The organism is Prosthecobacter gellanilyticus, assembly GCF_007992435.1.
Lineage (GTDB): Bacteria > Verrucomicrobiota > Verrucomicrobiia > Verrucomicrobiales > Verrucomicrobiaceae > Prosthecobacter > Prosthecobacter gellanilyticus.
In genome coordinates, this window is sequence record NZ_BKAG01000002.1 from 241568 (window position 1) to 258500 (window position 16933).

General features: G+C 58.9%; 13 protein-coding genes and 1 tRNA gene. 4 read left to right on the forward strand and 10 right to left on the reverse strand.

Annotated features, from left to right (window positions below):
- Positions 1–19: 19 nt before the first annotated feature.
- Complete coding sequence (locus BGE01nite_RS02400) at positions 20–982, forward strand: NAD-dependent epimerase/dehydratase family protein (RefSeq protein WP_170266535.1); 963 nt, start codon at positions 20–22, stop codon at positions 980–982.
- A gap of 282 nt (positions 983–1264) precedes the next feature.
- Here the strand turns inward: BGE01nite_RS02400 and BGE01nite_RS02405 are convergent, their stop codons facing one another.
- The 5 genes from BGE01nite_RS02405 to BGE01nite_RS02425 all read right to left on the reverse strand — a co-directional run bounded on the left by BGE01nite_RS02405 (position 1265) and on the right by BGE01nite_RS02425 (position 4647).
- Entirely contained in the window at positions 1265–1864 is a 600-nt protein-coding gene (locus BGE01nite_RS02405; protein WP_146848662.1) for a peptidylprolyl isomerase, read from the reverse strand.
- 67 nt (positions 1865–1931) lie between these two features.
- Positions 1932–2732 carry a fumarylacetoacetate hydrolase family protein gene (locus BGE01nite_RS02410; protein ID WP_146848663.1) on the reverse strand — a complete coding sequence of 267 codons (801 nt, stop codon included), beginning with the start codon at positions 2730–2732 and terminating at the stop codon, positions 1932–1934.
- Positions 2729–3514: a phosphoribosylformimino-5-aminoimidazole carboxamide ribotide isomerase gene (gene hisA / locus BGE01nite_RS02415; protein ID WP_146848664.1), complete on the reverse strand. Its 786-nt coding sequence runs from the start codon at positions 3512–3514 to the stop codon at positions 2729–2731. Before hisA ends, BGE01nite_RS02410 begins: the two co-directional genes overlap by 4 nt.
- Before the next feature lie 19 nt (positions 3515–3533).
- Positions 3534–3607, reverse strand: a tRNA-Gln gene (locus BGE01nite_RS02420).
- A gap of 167 nt (positions 3608–3774) precedes the next feature.
- A complete protein-coding gene (locus tag BGE01nite_RS02425; protein ID WP_146848665.1) occupies positions 3775–4647 on the reverse strand; it encodes an EF-hand domain-containing protein in 873 nt (290 codons plus the stop codon).
- Positions 4648–4836: 189 nt separating this feature from the next.
- Between BGE01nite_RS02425 and BGE01nite_RS02430 the strand changes: the two genes are divergently transcribed.
- Positions 4837–6615, forward strand: coding sequence for an SLC13 family permease (locus tag BGE01nite_RS02430; protein ID WP_146848666.1), 1779 nt, complete (start codon positions 4837–4839; stop codon positions 6613–6615).
- 712 nt (positions 6616–7327) lie between these two features.
- Here BGE01nite_RS02430 and BGE01nite_RS02435 read toward each other — a convergent pair.
- The 3 genes from BGE01nite_RS02435 to BGE01nite_RS02445 all read right to left on the reverse strand — a co-directional run bounded on the left by BGE01nite_RS02435 (position 7328) and on the right by BGE01nite_RS02445 (position 11636).
- Positions 7328–8689, reverse strand: coding sequence for a DUF1501 domain-containing protein (locus tag BGE01nite_RS02435; RefSeq protein ID WP_146848667.1), 1362 nt, complete (start codon positions 8687–8689; stop codon positions 7328–7330).
- Between the two features lie 442 nt (positions 8690–9131).
- A complete protein-coding gene (locus tag BGE01nite_RS02440) occupies positions 9132–9770 on the reverse strand; it encodes a response regulator transcription factor (protein WP_146848668.1) in 639 nt (212 codons plus the stop codon).
- A gap of 3 nt (positions 9771–9773) precedes the next feature.
- The gene (locus BGE01nite_RS02445) at positions 9774–11636 is read right to left on the reverse strand and encodes an ATP-binding protein (RefSeq protein ID WP_146848669.1); all 1863 of its coding nucleotides are present in this window, start codon (positions 11634–11636) and stop codon (positions 9774–9776) included.
- Between the two features lie 1187 nt (positions 11637–12823).
- Between BGE01nite_RS02445 and BGE01nite_RS02455 the strand changes: the two genes are divergently transcribed.
- On the forward strand, positions 12824–13063 hold the full coding sequence (locus tag BGE01nite_RS02455) for a hypothetical protein (protein ID WP_146848671.1): 240 nt from the start codon (positions 12824–12826) through the stop codon (positions 13061–13063).
- Positions 13064–13079: 16 nt separating this feature from the next.
- Here BGE01nite_RS02455 and BGE01nite_RS02460 read toward each other — a convergent pair whose 3' ends face one another.
- Positions 13080–13928 (reverse strand): 50S ribosomal protein L11 methyltransferase, encoded by an 849-nt coding sequence (locus BGE01nite_RS02460; RefSeq protein ID WP_146848672.1) that lies wholly within the window; start codon positions 13926–13928, stop codon positions 13080–13082.
- A gap of 47 nt (positions 13929–13975) precedes the next feature.
- Positions 13976–16072: an alpha/beta hydrolase family protein gene (locus tag BGE01nite_RS02465; protein ID WP_146848673.1), complete on the reverse strand. Its 2097-nt coding sequence runs from the start codon at positions 16070–16072 to the stop codon at positions 13976–13978.
- A gap of 239 nt (positions 16073–16311) precedes the next feature.
- Here BGE01nite_RS02465 and thrH point away from each other — a divergent pair, with 239 nt between their 5' ends.
- Positions 16312–16923, forward strand: coding sequence for a bifunctional phosphoserine phosphatase/homoserine phosphotransferase ThrH (gene thrH / locus BGE01nite_RS02470; RefSeq protein WP_146848674.1), 612 nt, complete (start codon positions 16312–16314; stop codon positions 16921–16923).
- Positions 16924–16933 lie beyond the last annotated feature (10 nt).

The following is a 16933-nucleotide window of genomic DNA, read 5'->3' on the forward strand; positions in this document are numbered from 1 at the left end:
CGGATGGTGCGCCCCTCACATGCCCAGCTCATCACGTTTGGAAATCAAAGCTCTCGTCACCGGCGGTGCCGGATTCATCGGTGGACACATCGCCCAGGCCCTGGTGGCACGCGGTGCCAAAGTGGTGGTGCTGGACGACCTCAGCACGGGCGATCCCGTGAATCTGGCCTGGGCCGGTGGTAGTAACTCAGTCGAGTTCGTGAAGGGCTGCGTCTCCGACTCCGCCCTGGTGAAAAAGCTCGTTCAGGGCTGTGACTGGGTCTTCCATGAGGGGGCCATCGCCTCCGTGCCTCAGTCCGTGGCTCAGCCCGTCGAGAGCAGTCAGGTGAACCTGGATGCCTCCCTCGGCCTGCTTGTGGCCGCACGCGATGCCAAGGTGAAGCGTTTCATGTTCGCCTCCTCCGCCGCGATCTATGGCGATACCGAGGCCCCGCTGAAGCATGAATCAGATCCCGTCCTGCCATTGACCCCCTACGGCCTGCAAAAATACGCCAGCGAGCGCTATGGCCAGATGTTTCACCAGCTCTACGGCCTCGAAACCGTGGCCCTGCGCTACTTCAATGTTTTCGGACCACGCCAGAGTTTCAATTCTCCCTACTCTGGCGTCATCGCCCGCTTCTGCACCCTGATGCTTCGCGGTGAACCCCCCACCATCTTTGGTGACGGCCTGCAATCCCGCGATTTTGCCTATATCGACAACGTCGTCGCCGCAAACCTCCTCGCTGCCGAGCGCCCCGCTGAAAATGTCGCAGGCCGTGTCTTTAACATCGCCGGAGGCACCAGCGTGACTTTGCTCGACCTTATTGCCGAGCTGAACAAGCTTACCGGCCAGAGCATCGTCCCCAAGCATGAGCCCGGCCGCTGCGGCGATATCCGCCACTCCGCCGCCGATCTCACCGCCTCCCGCACCGATCTCGCCTATGAGCCGCAGGTCACTTGGCAGGAAGGCCTGAAGCACACGTTGGATTTTTATCGGGTGTAAGGTGGTGAGTCCGCCGATGACGATGAAGTCGCGGAGCGTCCCGGACTGCGGTGGCAGAGATGCACGGGCCACCGTGCATCGTCGACACCGCTATCGATCGCAGATGACGCGTTCCTGTTTCGAAGACCTCCTCCGCGTGCACAGCGGCGTCGCGCGTGAGCGCTTCCCGCCGCACTCCACGACGCTCCGCGCCTTCAACATCAACCACGCATTCGTCCCACAAAAAAGCGGAGCCTGAAACCAGGCTCCGCGATGAAAAATCAAAGCTGCAGACGATACTGATTACTCAGCGATCTTCACGCTCTTGATGAGGATCGGCTCGGATGGCACGTCACCGTGAGGGCCGCTGCGGCCGGTGGGCACGCTGACGATGGCGTCACAGATGTCCAGACCCTTGGTCACCTTGCCAAAAACGGCGTAGCCGTAGCCGTCGAAGCTTGGGTAGTCGAGGTTGGCGTTGTTCTTCACGTTGATGAAGAACTGGCTGGTGGCGCTGTTTGGGTTGCTTGTGCGGGCCATGGCGATGGTGCCACGGTCATTCTTGAGGCCGTTCTTGGACTCGATGGAGATCGGGGCATCCACAGCCTTCTGGTTCATGTCAGGGGTGAACCCACCGCCCTGGATCATAAAGCCTGGAATGCAGCGATGGAAGATCAGGCCGTCATAATGGCCCTTCTTCACATACTTCACGAAGTTCTCAACGGTGATCGGCGCCTTGGCGGCATCGAGCTCGAGTTCGATGGTGCCTTTGCTGGTCTCCATCACGATTTTGACAGGTTTGGCTTCACTCACGGGTTTGGTTTCCTCCTGGGCTTGGGTAATTCCGGTCAGGCCTGCAAACGCGAGAACGAGGGCGGCAAGAGTCGGTAGTTGGGTTTTCATGGATGGGTTAAGTTGGGTAGAACGGGAAAGAGCAGCGGTTCGGCGCTGTTTGCAATTTCCTTTTCGTCTATGCCTGCTGAACCGGATTGGTCAGACTGCCGATGCCCTCGATTTCGATGGTGACGGAATCGCCAGCCTTCATCCACACCGGGGGCTTGCGGGCCATGCCCACGCCATGCGGCGTGCCGGTGATGATCACGGTGCCAGGCAGCAGCGTGGTGTCCGAGCTGAGGAACTCGATGAGGCGCGGCACGTCAAAGATCATGTCACTGGTGCTCCAGTCCTGCATGGTCTCGCCATTCAGGATGGTCTTGATCTTGAGCGCGTTTGGATTCGGGATCTCGTCGCGAGTCACCAGCACGGGACCCAGCGGGCAGAAAGTATCAAAGGTCTTGCCGCGGCACCACTGGCCGCCACCGCCGTTTTTCTGCCAGTCACGGGCGCTCACATCATTCGCGCAAGTGTAACCCAGCACATAGTTCAGCGCGTCTGCCTTGCTGACATTGCGCGCAGCCTTGCCGATGACGACAGCCAGCTCGCACTCATAGTCCACGCTGTCACTCTTCAGCACGGAAGGTAGCAGGATCGGATCTCCCGGATTCTGCACCGCGGCAGGGTTCTTGATGAAGAGCACTGGATTCTCAGGAATGGCAGCGCCGCTCTCTTCCGCATGAAATTTGTAGTTCAGGCCGATGCAGAGGATGATGCGCGGCTCCACCGGGGCGAGAAGCTTGGCCACGTCAGCCTTGCGGTCGGTGACTTTGTAGGAACCAAAGATATCGCCCTCGATGACGAGCGCGGAGCCGTCAGATTGCTGGGAGGCGTAGTTGGTCTGGCCGGAGGAGTCGGAGTAACGGATGATTTTCATGCGGGAAGGTTGGGCGAAGTTCTACGGTTGAAAGCGAGCAAATCTGCATAGCGAACACCGCTTCCGCCAAAAAGATCGAGCGCGCTGCCCACAGTGGCATCGACTCGTCCGTCGCTCAGTTGCTGGATGCGATGCAGATCCTCGATGCGATGAATGCCGCCGGCATAGGTCATGGCAACCGGACTGTGCTGGCCGAGGAAAGAGACCAGCGCTTCATCGATGCCCTCGCACTTGCCCTCGACATCCACGGCATGGATGAGGAACTCATCACAATGCGCGGCGAGGTGCTTCAGCGTTTCAGGCGTCACATGAAGATCGGTCAAAGTCTGCCAGCGGTTCATCGCGACCGTCCAGCCATCGCCCGTGGCCTTGCAGCTCAGGTCGATCACGAGGCGTTCCTTGCCCGCGGCGGCGACCATCTTGTTCAGTCGAGTCTCGGAGAAAGTTCCATCTGTTTCAAAGAGATAGCTGGTGACGATCACATGACTGGCACCCGCAGCGAGATACTCCTCCGCATTGCACGGGCGGATGCCGCCACCGAGCTGCAGTCCGCCAGGAAAGGCACCGAGGGCAGCCTTCGCGGCATCCTCATTGTTAGGCCCGAGCATGATCACATGGCCGCCGGGAAGATCATCTTTTTGATACAGCTCACCATACCAGGCGGAGTCACGATCACTGACGAAATTTGTTTTGAGGCCGCTGCCGGAGTCGCTCAACGTGGAGCCGACGATCTGTTTGACTTGGCCGGAGTGGAGATCAATGCAGGGGCGGAAGCGGGTCATTAGCACTAGCCACCGTGGGTGGTTACCCCGTAAGGACTCGAACCTTAAACGAGAGAATCAAAATCTCCTGTGTTACCATTACACCACGGGGTAATGCGGTGAGAGCGTGAAAATAGGGAGTCATCACCGATGTGCAACCATTTTGGCATGCTGCGTGTGATCGTGGCGGCGAAGACCCGACCTGGGGCTCCGCCATAAGCTCAAAACAAAAGCGGAACCCCTCTCGGAGTTCCGCCTTGTGAATCACTTAGTGCCAGAAATCAGGCTGGATCCTTTTTCGGAGCTTCAGCCTCAGGGCGTGGGCTGCCGGTGCCACCTTCCTGGGGAGGACGACGGAATCCACCGCCTTCGCCACCACCGCCAGGGCCGCCTTCACCGCCGGGACGGCGCATGCCCGGACCTCCAGGTCCGCCTGGGCCGCCAGGACCACCCTGACCGCCGCGCATCATGCCGCGCATGCGTTCCATGCCGGCCTTCATCTCGTCCTTGGTCACCTTGCCGTCCTGGTTTTCATCCATGCGGCCAAAGCGGGTTTCGATCTCCTGCTTGGAGAACTCAATGTACTCAGCCTTGTCGACACCGCCGTCGGCGTTCTTGTCCATACGACCATAGATGTCATCAAGGTTGAAGCCACCAGGACCTCCAGGTCCGCCGGGGCCACCAGGACCTCCTGGACGTCCGCCTTCACCGCCGGGTGGGCGGCCACCTTCGGGTGGTGCTGGACGGTTTCCACCTTCAGGGGCGGGCGGAGGGGCAGGGCGCTCACCTTCAGCCGCAGTGCCTGGGGGACGGCGGAAACCGCCTTCCGGGCTGCCGCTTCCTTCACCGCCTGGACGGCGCATGCCTTCGCGCATCCGCTCACCGATCTGGCCCATCTCAGCCTGGTCGACGAAACCGTCGCCATTGGCGTCCATCTTGGAGAAGCGGTCGCCATTGTCGCGCTTGGAGAATTCGTTGAACTCTTCCTGGCTGATCTTGCCGTCGGAATTTGCGTCAGCGCGCTTCAGGAATTCGCCGATGCGGCTGCCGGCGCCTTCACCTTTGCCCTTCGGGGCGCCGTCTTGGGCGACGGCCATGCATGTGCCCAGGGCGAGGAAGCCGAGGCCAGAGAGGAACTTTGAGGTTGGTTTCATAGTGGGGATGAGTGTCTGAATGATCGACGGGGGCTGAAACCAAGCTGAGGGAGGGCAGTTGCGCAGGTTTGCAAAAATGATCCTCAGCGATGCCTGTGAGCTCCGCTTTCCAGAATGCTTTAGCCGTCTCTAAAGGCGCACTTTTTCATTCGTCACGCGCTGCCTGCTCGCCATCATCGGCGCTCCCGCATGGAAGCCGCTATTGTCATCGGTCTGCTCGTTGTTGCCGTCATCCTCTTCGCCACTGAGAAGATCTCGGTGGACCTCGTCACGCTCTCACTGCTCTGCGTTTTGGTGATCAGCGGAGTCCTCACCACGGGCGAGGCCTTTGCCGGTTTTGGCAATGAAGTGATCGTCATGCTCGGGGCCATCTTCATCATCGGTGCCGCGCTGCGTGAAACGGGCGTGCTGGACACCATCGGGCATGTACTGGCACGCACCACTGGTGGACGGCCGAAACGCGTGGTCGCAGGGATGATGACCACGGTGGGCGCGGTGTCTGCCTTCATGAACAACACCACGGTGACCGCCATGTTTCTTGGTCCGGTGGTGGCGCTGGCACGCCGGCTGAACATCCCGCCGTCACGCCTGCTGATGCCGCTGGCGTTTTCCTCCATTCTGGGCGGCACCTGCACCCTTATCGGCACCAGTACCAACGTGGCCGTGAGCGGTGCCATGGCGAAGCTCGGCATGGATCCGGTCAGCATGTTTGAGATCACCCCTGTCGGTGTGGTCATTTTCGGAACAGGTCTGTTTTACATGATGCTGATCGGCAACCGCTTCCTGCCTGAGCGTGATCGTGCGGAAGGTGGCATCTCCACCGAACCGATCCGCGAGTATCTTTGCGAAGTGGTCATCCTGCCGGGTTCGCCCATCATTGGCCAGGAAGTGTATTCTTCGGACTTCTCCGTGATGGAGTTCCAGGTGCTAAAGGTTCGCCGCTCTGGGCATGAAGTGGAGGTCAGTCCGCATCTGAAACTGGAAGAGAAAGATGTCGTGCTTGTCGCGGGCAAGGTGCAGAACCTCATCCGCGTGAAGAAGATCGAGGGCATCGATATCCTGGAGGATCTGGACCTGCGCACCGCTGGCGTCGAGATGAAGGATGCGAGCATTGCTGAGGTCGTGCTCACACCGCACTCGAGCCTTGTCGGCCAGAGTCTGCGCAGCAGCAACTTCCGCCGCCGCTCGGGGCTTTCCGTGCTGGCTCTTCTGCGCGGTGACCGCACGCTGAATGACCACATGGGCGATGTCACTCTGCAGGCCGGTGACATGCTGCTCCTGCAGGGGCCCTATGACCGCATCCGTGTCTATGAGGAGACCTCGGAGATGGTCATCATCACCGAGCACGCCGTGGCGCATAATGCCCGCAAGCGCGGCGTGGCCGTGCTCGCGGTCTTCGCCCTAGCCGTGATCCTCAGCAGCTTTGATTTCTTCCCGGCTGCCATCGGCTTCCTCATCGTCGCGCTCATCGCCCTGGCCACACGCTGCCTGACATTGGATAAAGCTTATGAAAACGTCGATTGGCGTTTGCTCATCCTCATCGGTGGCATGACCGCCTTCGGCACCGCCATGGCCAAATCCGGCGCGGACAAGATGCTCGCCGAGTTCGTCGTGACCAATCTGCATCAGTATGGGGCCATTACCGTCCTCGCAGGCTTCAGTTTGCTGACCGTGATCCTCACCCAACCGATGTCGAATGCCGCCGCCGCGCTCGTCGTGCTCCCCGTAGCCTTGAAAGCCGCGGACACCATGCATGCGAATCCGCGGGCCTTTGCCATCGCTGTCATGCTCAGCGCCAGCATCTCCGTGCTGACCCCTTTCGAACCAAGCTGCATTCTTGTCTACGGCCCCGGCAAATACCGCTTCAGTGACTTCATCAAGGTCGGTGGTGGTCTCACTGTCCTAACCGTGAGCGTGATTCTCCTACTCGTGCCCGTCTTCTGGCCGTTGGAGTTGCCGGTGAAGTAGAGTGAGTGACGAAAGCCTGTTGGAAAAAAAGACACTCGATACATCCGTATGTGGAGGCCCCCGTGATCCATCAGTGACCACAGATTTGAAACTCGACTTCAATGATGAGTTAGAAGAAGTGGCTGTCAGGCACGAGCCCGCCAAAAGGTCCGCCCTCTTTATTTTGTTGTCGGTAGCTTCAAAATTCGTCGGCAAGTTTAATGACTTGTCGCGGCCATTTTTCCAGGCAGGCAGGTTTCACTCGGGTCACTGTCCTTAGAATGGACATCAACCGGCCATCAAACGGCCGTAGCGACTCATAGTCGTGATACCTGCATTCTTTAGCGGTGCTGGAATGGATCAATGTGAAGCTAGCCATTGGGCCTGGAGGCGCGAAAGGCAGGGATTTGCCTTGGTGCCGGAGAATACTCTCCAGGAATAGCGAATCCTTGGGACTGATGTCACTGACCCAATAGGTCCATCGTGTTCCACCGGGGTGGACCCTGCGGCGGACGTAAAGTTTGCCATCCGCTAAAACAAACTCATGTCGATAGACTGAGTCTAGGTCGATGACTCCCACTACCCTCGTCTTGTCTTGCACATCATCATCGCAACTCTGAGAAGTACATGAGGGCAGGCTCGCCGCAGCGATCCATGCCAAGAGAATGAGCTCGGCTGTTTTCATGGATTATTAGCCCTGGGTCGAGAAGCGGACATAGCTCACCCTGTCACCTCAAATCAACTCCGGCATCGCTTCCCAGGCATCCACGAGATACTGCGGACGGCCCTGGAGATCATTCACGGTGGTCTTGTGCGGGTCGATACCGAGGAACTTGTAGAGTGTGGCAAAGACCTCGCCGAAATGCACGGGGCGTTCGGAGGGTTCACCGCCGAGGCGATCCGTGGCACCGATGACCTGACCGGTTTTGAAACCGCCACCGGCGAGCAGCGCACCACCGACACGTGGCCAGTGATCGCGTCCGCCGTCCTTGTTCACGACCGGTGTGCGGCCAAACTCACCCCAGGCCACGACGGCGACATCATCCGACAGACCACGCTCATGCAGGTCTTCCACCAGGGCGCTCATGCCTTGATCAAAGAGCGGAAGGTGACGCAGAAGCTGCGGGTAGTTGTTGTCATGGAAATCCCAGCGGCCGAAGTTCAGCGTGACCACGCGTGAGCCGGCTTCCACAAGACGGCGAGCCATGAGGAAGTGCTCCAGGTTCAGCGGCGCACCATCTCCATAGTTCTTGGGATCACCCTTGCCGTAGCGCTCGCGGGTCTTCTGGCTCTCTTGATTGAGGTCCAGGGCATTCAGAAGTTTGCTGGAAGTCAGCACGTTGAAGGCCTGCTGATTGAAGCTGTCCATGCTCTCCACCAGGCCGCTGTGATCCAGCTCACGGCGGAAATGATCAAAGCCCTTCAGCAAGGAGCGGCGGTCATCCAGACGAGCGACGGAGATGTTGTTCAGCTTCAGGTCCTCCACACCGGCGCCATTGGGACGGAAAGCGGTATGCGCAGAGCCCAGATAACCCGCATGTCCCGGCGACCCATAGGGCGGGTGACCCGCTTTCGGAGACAAGCCGACAAAGGCAGGCATGGCAGGATCTGCCTGACCTTTCAGGCGTGAGATCACGGAACCCAGGGAAGGGGGATCGGAGGCGCGACCGGTGGGGGCAGCACCACCATTCGGAGGCGGCGGCCGACCTGTATAACAAATAAAGGAATCATGCGCCCCATTGGGAGATCCCCACATGCTGCGGATGGGCACCAGTTTGTCCATCATCCTGGCCAGACGTGGAGAGTGCTCGGAAATCCGGATGCCAGGGACATTCGTGGAGATGGGCTTGTAAGGGCCGCGAATCTCCAGAGGGGCATCCATCTTCAAATCCCACATGTCCTGATGCGGTGGTGCACCGCAGAGGTAGATCATGATGATGGACTTGAACTGCCTCCCCGTCCTCGCCTCAGCCTCTGCCTTCAAAAGATCGGGCAGGGAAAGGCCCCCCATCGCCAGGCCACCAATGCGCAGAAAATCACGACGCGAGTAGCCGTCGCAAAGTTTGCCGTGGGAGGGTCCAGAGAGGGTAAGCATGAAGTGGGGAAAGCGATTCTACGCCCCCTGGTGCAAGTTTCTTGCCAGTCTCATGGTCCTTGTCCGAAGGGAAAAGCAGCTTCCTGGGCGAAAAGTGTGAAAAAAGAACACGCGATACATCCGCCTGCTGGGCCAGCCGCGATCCATCAGTGACCACAGAATTGAAACTCAACTACCATGACGAGTATCTAGCAAGTGGCCGTCAGGCGCGAGACCCCTAAAAAGGTCCGCGCCTCTTTTTGTTACCCCGATCTAGGTCCGGGAAATCAGTTTGAAGAATGTGGCATGCGATACATCCGCGCTCATGGTGAGCAGCGATCCATCAGTGACCACGACTTCAACGCTCAACTGATGAACGCGAGCACCTGAGGAAGTGACCGTCAGGCGCGTGACCCCTAAAAAGGTCCGCGCCTTTTTTGTCTGCGATTGAGACCAGCGGCAATCACTTCAAGCCACGATACTTCGCCACGGCCTGACTCCGAGACTGAACATGCAGCTTCTCATAGATGCGCCGGATGTGGGAATTTACCGTGTGCGTGGAGATCTCCAGCTGCTCGCCGATCTCCTTGTAAAGATAACCTTTGGAAAGCAGGTAGAGAACCTCGCGTTCACGAGCGGCGAGGGTGGACACCTCGGAGGCCGGAGCGGGCGCGGGTTGATGAAAATAGTTCACCACGCGCAGAGCCACTTCGGGTGACATGGGTGCACCGCCAAACTGCGCCTGCAGGATCGATGCCACCACTTCCTGCGGCGGTGTGCGCTTCAGCAGATACCCGGAGGCTCCTGCCTTGAGCGCATCAAAGATGAGCGAGCTCTCCTCATACATCGTCAGCATGAGGCAGAGTGTGTTCGGTGTGCGTGCCTTGAGCCGCGCCACGAATTCAATGCCGCCCATTTTGGGCAGATGGATGTCCACCAGCAGCACATCTGGCAGCGGCTCCATCACGGCCAGCCCTCCGAGGGCCGCCTCGGCATTCGGAAACACAGCCACACACTCCACATCGTGGCTTAGCGAGAAGAAATGCTTCATCGCATCCGCGAACGGACCATCATCTTCAATCATGGCGACCAGGACAGGCATGTCTTAAACAGGAATGGCGATTTTCATTTCAACGATGGTTCCCCCGCCGGAGCGTAAACGAATCCGGCAATGGCCGCCAATCTCAGAAAGGCGGTCACGCATATTTTCGAGGCCATCTTTTTCCATGCCATCAGTCTCCGAGGGCAGGCCGACTCCATCGTCCGCAATGTTCACCAGGAAGAGAGACTCTTCGGCCTCAAAGCGCAAGGTCACGGTGATCTCGTCCGCCTGCGCGTGCTTCACCACATTTTGCAGCGCCTCGCGGAAGGCCAGGAAGAGATGATGTCGAAGCTGGGAGGTGAGATGTCTCTCAGGCCATTCGTGCGGCACATCCTGACGGCAGGCGATGCCCAGCGGCCGCATATACTCTCGCGCCGCATGAGTCAGATAGGCGGCCGTGCTGGCCAGGGTGTCATTGCTCGGGTTCACTGCCCAGACCACTTCCTCCAGTGCTGCGACACTGGCTCGTGCGGTGTTGGCCAGCTGGCGGAGCTTGGACCGATGATCTTCGGACAGAGCGGGATCACCCGCCATGATCTCATGCAGCACGGTGAGCTGGGTGAGCTGTGAACCCACGGCGTCATGCATGTCCCGAGCGATGCGGGCACGCTCGGCGGAGAGTTCGTCCTTGTGCTCGAGCTCTGCCACACGCCGCGTCATCACCCGTGTGCCGATCCAGGAGGTGACGAGTGCCAGCAGGGCTGGGGCCAGCATCACGATGCCGAGCTGCATCCACGGGCGCTGCCAGATGGGAACCAGGACTGACAGCGGCACCGTGAGCCGGGCTGAGTTCCAGACTCCATCCGTGTGTCTCACCCGCGCTTCAAAGGCGTATTTGCCAGGCGCCGGGCAGCGGCTCTCCACACTGCCGCTGGCCGTGCCCGCCAGCCATTCGTCCCGGAAGCCTGTGATGCGCCATTGGGTCTCGAAAGGCACAGGGTCCTTGAACTCGGGCATGGTGATAAAGAAGGCCAGCCAGGACGTGCCTGCGGAGATCTCCAGCGGATGACTTGCCTCCATGACCCGCTCATTGGCGTGGGTCGTCACACCTGCGGGCAAGAGGGAAGGATACACCTCCACCTCAGAAAGCTGGGGGGAAAGGGGCACCTTGCTGTCGCTGGAGATGCGGAGGTAGCGGCCGCGGAAGACTCCATTGCCAGCATTTTTACCGATGATCTCACGCACCTTCGCCTGCCCCGAATCCGCATACACAGCATCATCATCTTGGGGACGGGCTGTCCAGACGGGTTTGACGCCTGCGGCTGGCCTGTCCTCATAGAGCTCCACCCGGATCTGGGAAAAGCGGGTGACATCATGCGGATCTGCCTCAAACCGAAAATGGATGTGGTCCAGTTCCCAGCGGCGCTTGAGATCAATCTCGTAGTAAAAGGCCGGGCCCAGATTCGGCGCAGGTGGCCTCACCTCGGTGTCACCCAGTCCATCGGTCAAAAAATGGGCAGGCATGTCGTCGGGCAGCGGATGCGAGGTCCGCACGGGAGCGCCCAGGGCCACATTCGTGGTCGCCAGCGGAACCCTCTCCAGGTCCATCCGTGTCAGCACGGTGGCGAGTCCTGGCCTCTCCGTCTTCGTGACTTCCAACTTGAGTGCCGTCACGTCATCAAAGGGCAGGCTTGCATCGATCTGCAGGGATGGATTCGTCGCATCGCCCTCCAGTTGAAGCCGGTTCCCCGCCGCCCGAACCAGTCTACCCTCGGACGCGCGCAGCCAAACTGGAAAGAGGGTTGTCCACTCGCTCTTCAGGGATGGCTTCAGGTTTCGTGCTGCTGAAATCGTGAACTCGCGAAAAAAGTTCCCCGCCTCCCCACCCTGAAATTCCAGCTTCAGTCGAACACGCCGGGTGGACATGGGGTTAGGGACCCGGAAAAAGGTCGCCTGCGCACCCTCACCGGGTGGGACGATCCAGTTTCCCTGGTTGTCGCCCAGGTCCTCGGCCTTGAGATGAATGACGTGAGGTTTCCGGGACGTCGAAGAGCCTGCAGGCGGGTCTTCGGCTTTTTTGTCCAAATCTTGCGCAACCAGACTGACTGAAAGAAGTTGGATGGTCAAAAATCGCCTGACGAAAAGAAGCATGCTCACGGGTAGGTCAATTCTCGCACATAGCTGAGTTTCCTGCGAGACTATCCAATGGTTGGGTCTTGTAGCAAGTTTTCGCTACTTGACGTCTTTTTGAGCCTGCTGGCACGGGATTGGAAATCCCGATAGGGAAACTGAGCTATGGCCTATGATTGGCGAATTCTCGCTACATGACGGGAAACGCTGATCCGTGTCATCTTAGCCCCTGATGCGGCGGCCCCCCCAAACCCTCAGCAAGACATCATCCAAGCCCTCTCTCCGCCACCCTTGTGGCCTGTGGAAGGGAGTTTGGATGTCCCGAGTGTCGTTCAGTGGTTCACAAAGAGGAAACGCACACTGCAGGAAGTTTCTTAGCCTTTTGCTGCTGTCCGACTCATTGACCCTGCCCGGTTCGATAACCCCCCAATCGCTTCCTTAACATGCCACGTCGCAGACGCCGCTATTCTGACTCTGAAAAGACGGTCATCCTCGCTAAAGCTGACGAACAGTTTCAGCGCGGTGACGAACTTGAAAACATCGCTCAAAACCTGGACGTCCCCTTTTCGGTTTTGCGTGAATGGTTTCGGGAGCAGACCATCAACATTCTTTTTCCCAAGGCTGGAATCCCCAGTGACGAGTCTCAGATGCCATCGGTGACCTTGTTTCGCTAGCTTGATTCACGGTTGGTGGCTATTTAGGTTGCTGCCTAAGGTTATGGCTTTGATGTTGCCATGTGTTTTGTGTATATAACAGTCATGGTATGAGCCACAGATAATCCCTTTCGGATTTGTCGTTGTCTGGAGCTTGCTGGTGACGGTTCACCTGGGGAACCAGCTTTGGCTGGATCAATTTTGTTATGGTTGTGTTAAGGCTCTTGGTTTTTGTTGATAGTTGTGCTCTTAGTAGTCTTTCTTGTTGGTTTTGTCTCAATTTCCTCCCCTGCGACGTTGATAGCTCAAGCGTCGTCAAATCTCTGATTCATGCCCCTCGCTCAACTTACGGATCCACAGCTGCAGAAGATTGCCCCTTTGCCTATCCCTGAGGCGATCGAGATGCTTGAAAAAGTCACGCCTGAGACAAGACGCCAGGGCCTGGCCCTGTGGCTGGCCCGCCTCTGGCATGGTGGGGTCCACGATATTCAAGGAGCCCATAGGTGCATCCGTGAGAGCGACCTTGATGACTCGACCAAGGAGATTCTGAGCCAGGGGCTGGCGGGTTGACCGGGGCTTGATGAGCCTAACCAACTCTTCGTCCCATGGCGGAGAGCCACTTGCCCTTGGTGACCACACGGTCCCAGCGGATGCCGCAGCTTTCGGCCACCTTCAGGCAGGGAGGGGCCTGTGACTTCAAGATGCCTGAGGCCATGATGAAGCCTCCTGGCTTCACCGAGCGGACAATTTGCGGGAAGGCCTCCTCAAGGACGGTGACAAAGATGTTCGCGGCCACGAGGTCCCACTGCTCCTTGGGTTCCCATTCCAGCACATCCACCTCGGTGAAGCGGATTTTGGCCGTGCCATTGCGCTCGGCATTCTCCTTGGAGACCAGTACGGCCTTCGGATCAAAGTCGCAGCCCCAGGTTTTGGTCGAGCCGAGCTTCACGGCGGCGATCGCCAGGATGCCGCTGCCGCAGCCGAGGTCTGCCATGGTCCACTTCTGGCCTTCCAGTTCCTTCGCCGCATCCACCAGCATCCGCAGCACGGTGGCCGTGGTGGCATGATGACCAGTGCCAAAAGCCATGTCGGCCGGAATGGCCACCACTTCCTTACCGACGTTCGCCTTCTTCTCTTTGGCGATGTCCTTCGCCGAGCGTGCGCTGACGACCACAAGTTTGCCACGCACCGAGATGGATGGCATCGGCTCTTTGGAAAGCGCGGCCCAGTTTTGCTGCTTCACCTCGCGCACGCTGCCGCCCCATTCCTTTTGCACGGCCGCCACGTCCTTCTTTTTCTCCGCATAGATCTCCACACGGACCCTCACCTGACCCGGGATGGTGGTGATGACGAGATTGAGAGCAGGATTACCGGAGAAGCGCTCTTCCCAGGCATCCATCCATTTCACAGAGGAGAGTTTGGACCAGACGAACATGACCGCGAGCATGAAATGGAATGCCCGCGAGGTCAAAGGTGATTCACTCACTCACCCATCGGCTTGCGGATCTGCCAGTTCTTTTCGGGGATGCCGAGCAGCTTCACCACTCCCGCTGGATAGGCCCAGGCCTTCTCATCCGCGCTGTAGATGATCACGCGGGTCTTCTCGGCAGCCAGCGCGGCAGCCTGTGGGATGTCGAGATACTTCAGCACGTTCAGATAAGCAGGTCCCTCCATGTGGCTGACAGGCAGGTCATGCAGGTCGATGCGGGTGATCTTGTCCTCAAAGAGCGAGGCGTAGAGCGCATTCGCGGCCATGTCTCGTTGTGCCTGGATCCACAAAGGTTTCTCCTCGAGTCCGCTGATCTGTCGCGCCGCCTGCACTGCGCGGCGGATGTCCCAGGCACGCATGGAGTCTGCTGTCTGGCCTAACAAATAGAAGCGACGAAGGCGCTGGGTCTGCGCCTTCTCACTGCCGCTCCACTCCGTGGGACCGACACCGCGCGGGGCGATGTAGGCCATGCCCCACTTGAAGCTCTCAAACATCTTCTTCTCGCTCTCGAAGGCTTTGTCGTCGGCCTTGATGTCCGGAAACACCTCCAGGTGCTTGCCAAAGCGTGAGTGATACGTGCTGCAGAAATGATCCCAGCCTTCCGCATCCAGCACATTCAGCGCCACCAGCTCCAGATCGGAGACCCGCAAACCTGCGCGATGAGCCAGATGCAGTCTGAGACGCATGCCAGGTTCTGATTCGAAATCATAAGCAGTGAACTCGATGCCATCACGCTCGCTGCGGCCCTCTTTGACCACCTGGATGCTGGGCGCGTCCTTCGGCCAGCCGGCCAGCACCTTGTCCTTCAGCGCCGTCATCCACGCATCGCGCTGCTGGTTCCAGTCACCTTGGGAAGCAGGCACTTCGGGTGCTTTTGCCTGGGGGACAAAGGTCTGGTCGATCGTGGTGTTCTTCTCGTCCTTCGGCAGCTCTTTGAAGACCTGAAGTTGCTCGGGCTCGAGCTGTTTCTTCGCGCCTTCATCCAGCACGGCCATTGAATCCGCGTCTTTGAGATGACGCTCGAACCAGTGGAAGGCACCCACGTTCAGCGGTTGCAGATCCTTGTGCGGACCTTCAGCCACCTGCAGGCCGAGCTTGCTGTCCGCGCCGAGCAGCGAGTAGATGCGGCGCACATTTTGGAAGATGCTGAAGACACCGTTGATGGGGAAGATGTCATCTTTGTCCGTGTTGCAGATGAGCAGCGGCCTCGGCGCCACCAAAGCCACGAGACGATCATAGTCCCAGCGATACGTGTTCACGTAAAACATGCAGTCGCAGTGTCCTTCCACACAGCCATCAGCCACATGGTTGCGCATGTTCGTCACGCCTGCGGTGGGCGCGGCGGCCTTGATGCGCTCATCCAGCGCCGCCACCCACCAGGAGTAGGCGCCACCGCCGCTGCGCCCCGTGACGCCGAAGCGTGTCTTGTCCACCTCCGGCCGGGTTTCCAGATAGTCCAGGCCGCGGATGCCTGCCCAGGCCTCCAAGCCCGCAGGCGTGTAGCCGCGTGAGATCCACCACCAGCGGCCTTTGCTGTAGGTGCCATGATGCTCGCCACGGATCTCGCCGAGCTGCACGGTATCAATGATCAGGCAGACATAACCATGTTTGGCAAACCAGATGCCGTGCTGATGGTAACCTGTTTTGTTGCCATAGCTCACGCCGTCCTTCACCACATTCGCATGGCCGCAGACATACAGGATGGCCGGCAGCGGCTTGTCCACCTTCTCAGGCAGGTAGAGGTTCGAAGTCACATACAAACCCGGCACCGCTTGGTAATGCATCTTCTCCACGCGCCAGCCTTCACCCGACAGCTCTCCTGTTTTGGTGGCCTCGAGAGGCGTGCGCGCAGGCATGGGATCCAGGCCCAGCATCTCCGCGAGCTGGCGGCGATACTCCGGTGCCTTCGCCTTCCAGTCATCCGCGCTCTGGATGTCCTTCAGCCCGCCGTTCATTTCGATCTCATTCACCTGCCGCTCCCAGTAGTTCTGCAGCATCCGGTTTCCTGGCGTGTCAGGCGTCTTCTCCGGAAAACGGGCCGCATGCAGGGCAGGGGAGAGAAAAAGGGCAGCGAGGAGGATCGGACGCATGGGCTTCTGGATACGAGGGCTAAATCTAGGTTCTTTGCGGGGAGGTCGCGTCGAAGAGTTTTGAACCACTAATGGACACGAACGAACACGAATGTCTGGAACCTTCACTTCTAAGCCATCAGTGCTCATCAGTGCCTATAAGTGGTAAAAAATCTGTCTGGCGAGGCCAACCTCGAACCTTGAACTGGGAACCGTGAACTTGCACCCTCGCTCCTTCACGCTAGGGAAGGCTCTCCCCCATGTCCCAGCAAACCATCGTCACCCTCGACCTCGAAGGCGTCCTCGTGCCTGAAATCTGGATCGCCTTTGCCGAAAAGACCGGCATCCCGGAACTCCGCCGCACCACCCGTGACGAGCCGGACTATGACGTGCTCATGAAAGGCCGCCTGAAAATCCTGGACGAGCACGGCCTGAAGCTGCCGGACATCCAGGATGTCATCGCCACACTCTCCCCCATGGAAGGTGCCAAGGCTTTCCTCGATGAACTGCGCTCCCTGACGCAGGTCATCATTTTGAGTGATACCTTTGAGGAGTTTGCCCAGCCGCTCATGCGCCAGCTCGGCTGGCCCACCATCTTCTGCCATAAGCTGGATGTCGACTCCACGGGTCGCATCGTGAACTACACCCTGCGTCAGTCGAACCAGAAGCAGCATGCGGTGAATGCCTTTCGCGGGCTGAACTACAAGGTGATCGCCGCCGGTGACAGCTACAATGACACCCACATGCTGATCGCGGCAAACAAGGGATTCTTCTTCCACGCCCCGGAGAGCATCAAATCGGAGTTCCCGCAGTTCACCGGCTTTGACCAATATGCGGATCTGCTGGCCGCTGTGAAGACTGAGCTGATCTGAGTGACCCAAG

Excerpts from the sequence above, each read along its gene's own strand:
- BGE01nite_RS02400 (WP_170266535.1), top strand. The coding sequence starts at position 20 with ATGCCCAGCTCATCACGTTTGGAAATCAAAGCTCTCGTCACCGGCGGT.
- BGE01nite_RS02405 (WP_146848662.1), bottom strand. The coding sequence starts at position 1,864 with ATGAAAACCCAACTACCGACTCTTGCCGCCCTCGTTCTCGCGTTTGCA.
- BGE01nite_RS02410 (WP_146848663.1), bottom strand. The coding sequence starts at position 2,732 with ATGAAAATCATCCGTTACTCCGACTCCTCCGGCCAGACCAACTACGCC.
- hisA (WP_146848664.1), bottom strand. The coding sequence starts at position 3,514 with ATGACCCGCTTCCGCCCCTGCATTGATCTCCACTCCGGCCAAGTCAAA.
- BGE01nite_RS02425 (WP_146848665.1), bottom strand. The coding sequence starts at position 4,647 with ATGAAACCAACCTCAAAGTTCCTCTCTGGCCTCGGCTTCCTCGCCCTG.
- BGE01nite_RS02430 (WP_146848666.1), top strand. The coding sequence starts at position 4,837 with ATGGAAGCCGCTATTGTCATCGGTCTGCTCGTTGTTGCCGTCATCCTC.
- BGE01nite_RS02435 (WP_146848667.1), bottom strand. The coding sequence starts at position 8,689 with ATGCTTACCCTCTCTGGACCCTCCCACGGCAAACTTTGCGACGGCTAC.
- BGE01nite_RS02440 (WP_146848668.1), bottom strand. The coding sequence starts at position 9,770 with ATGCCTGTCCTGGTCGCCATGATTGAAGATGATGGTCCGTTCGCGGAT.
- BGE01nite_RS02445 (WP_146848669.1), bottom strand. The coding sequence starts at position 11,636 with ATGTCCACCCGGCGTGTTCGACTGAAGCTGGAATTTCAGGGTGGGGAG.
- BGE01nite_RS02455 (WP_146848671.1), top strand. The coding sequence starts at position 12,824 with ATGCCCCTCGCTCAACTTACGGATCCACAGCTGCAGAAGATTGCCCCT.
- BGE01nite_RS02460 (WP_146848672.1), bottom strand. The coding sequence starts at position 13,928 with ATGTTCGTCTGGTCCAAACTCTCCTCTGTGAAATGGATGGATGCCTGG.
- BGE01nite_RS02465 (WP_146848673.1), bottom strand. The coding sequence starts at position 16,072 with ATGCGTCCGATCCTCCTCGCTGCCCTTTTTCTCTCCCCTGCCCTGCAT.
- thrH (WP_146848674.1), top strand. The coding sequence starts at position 16,312 with ATGTCCCAGCAAACCATCGTCACCCTCGACCTCGAAGGCGTCCTCGTG.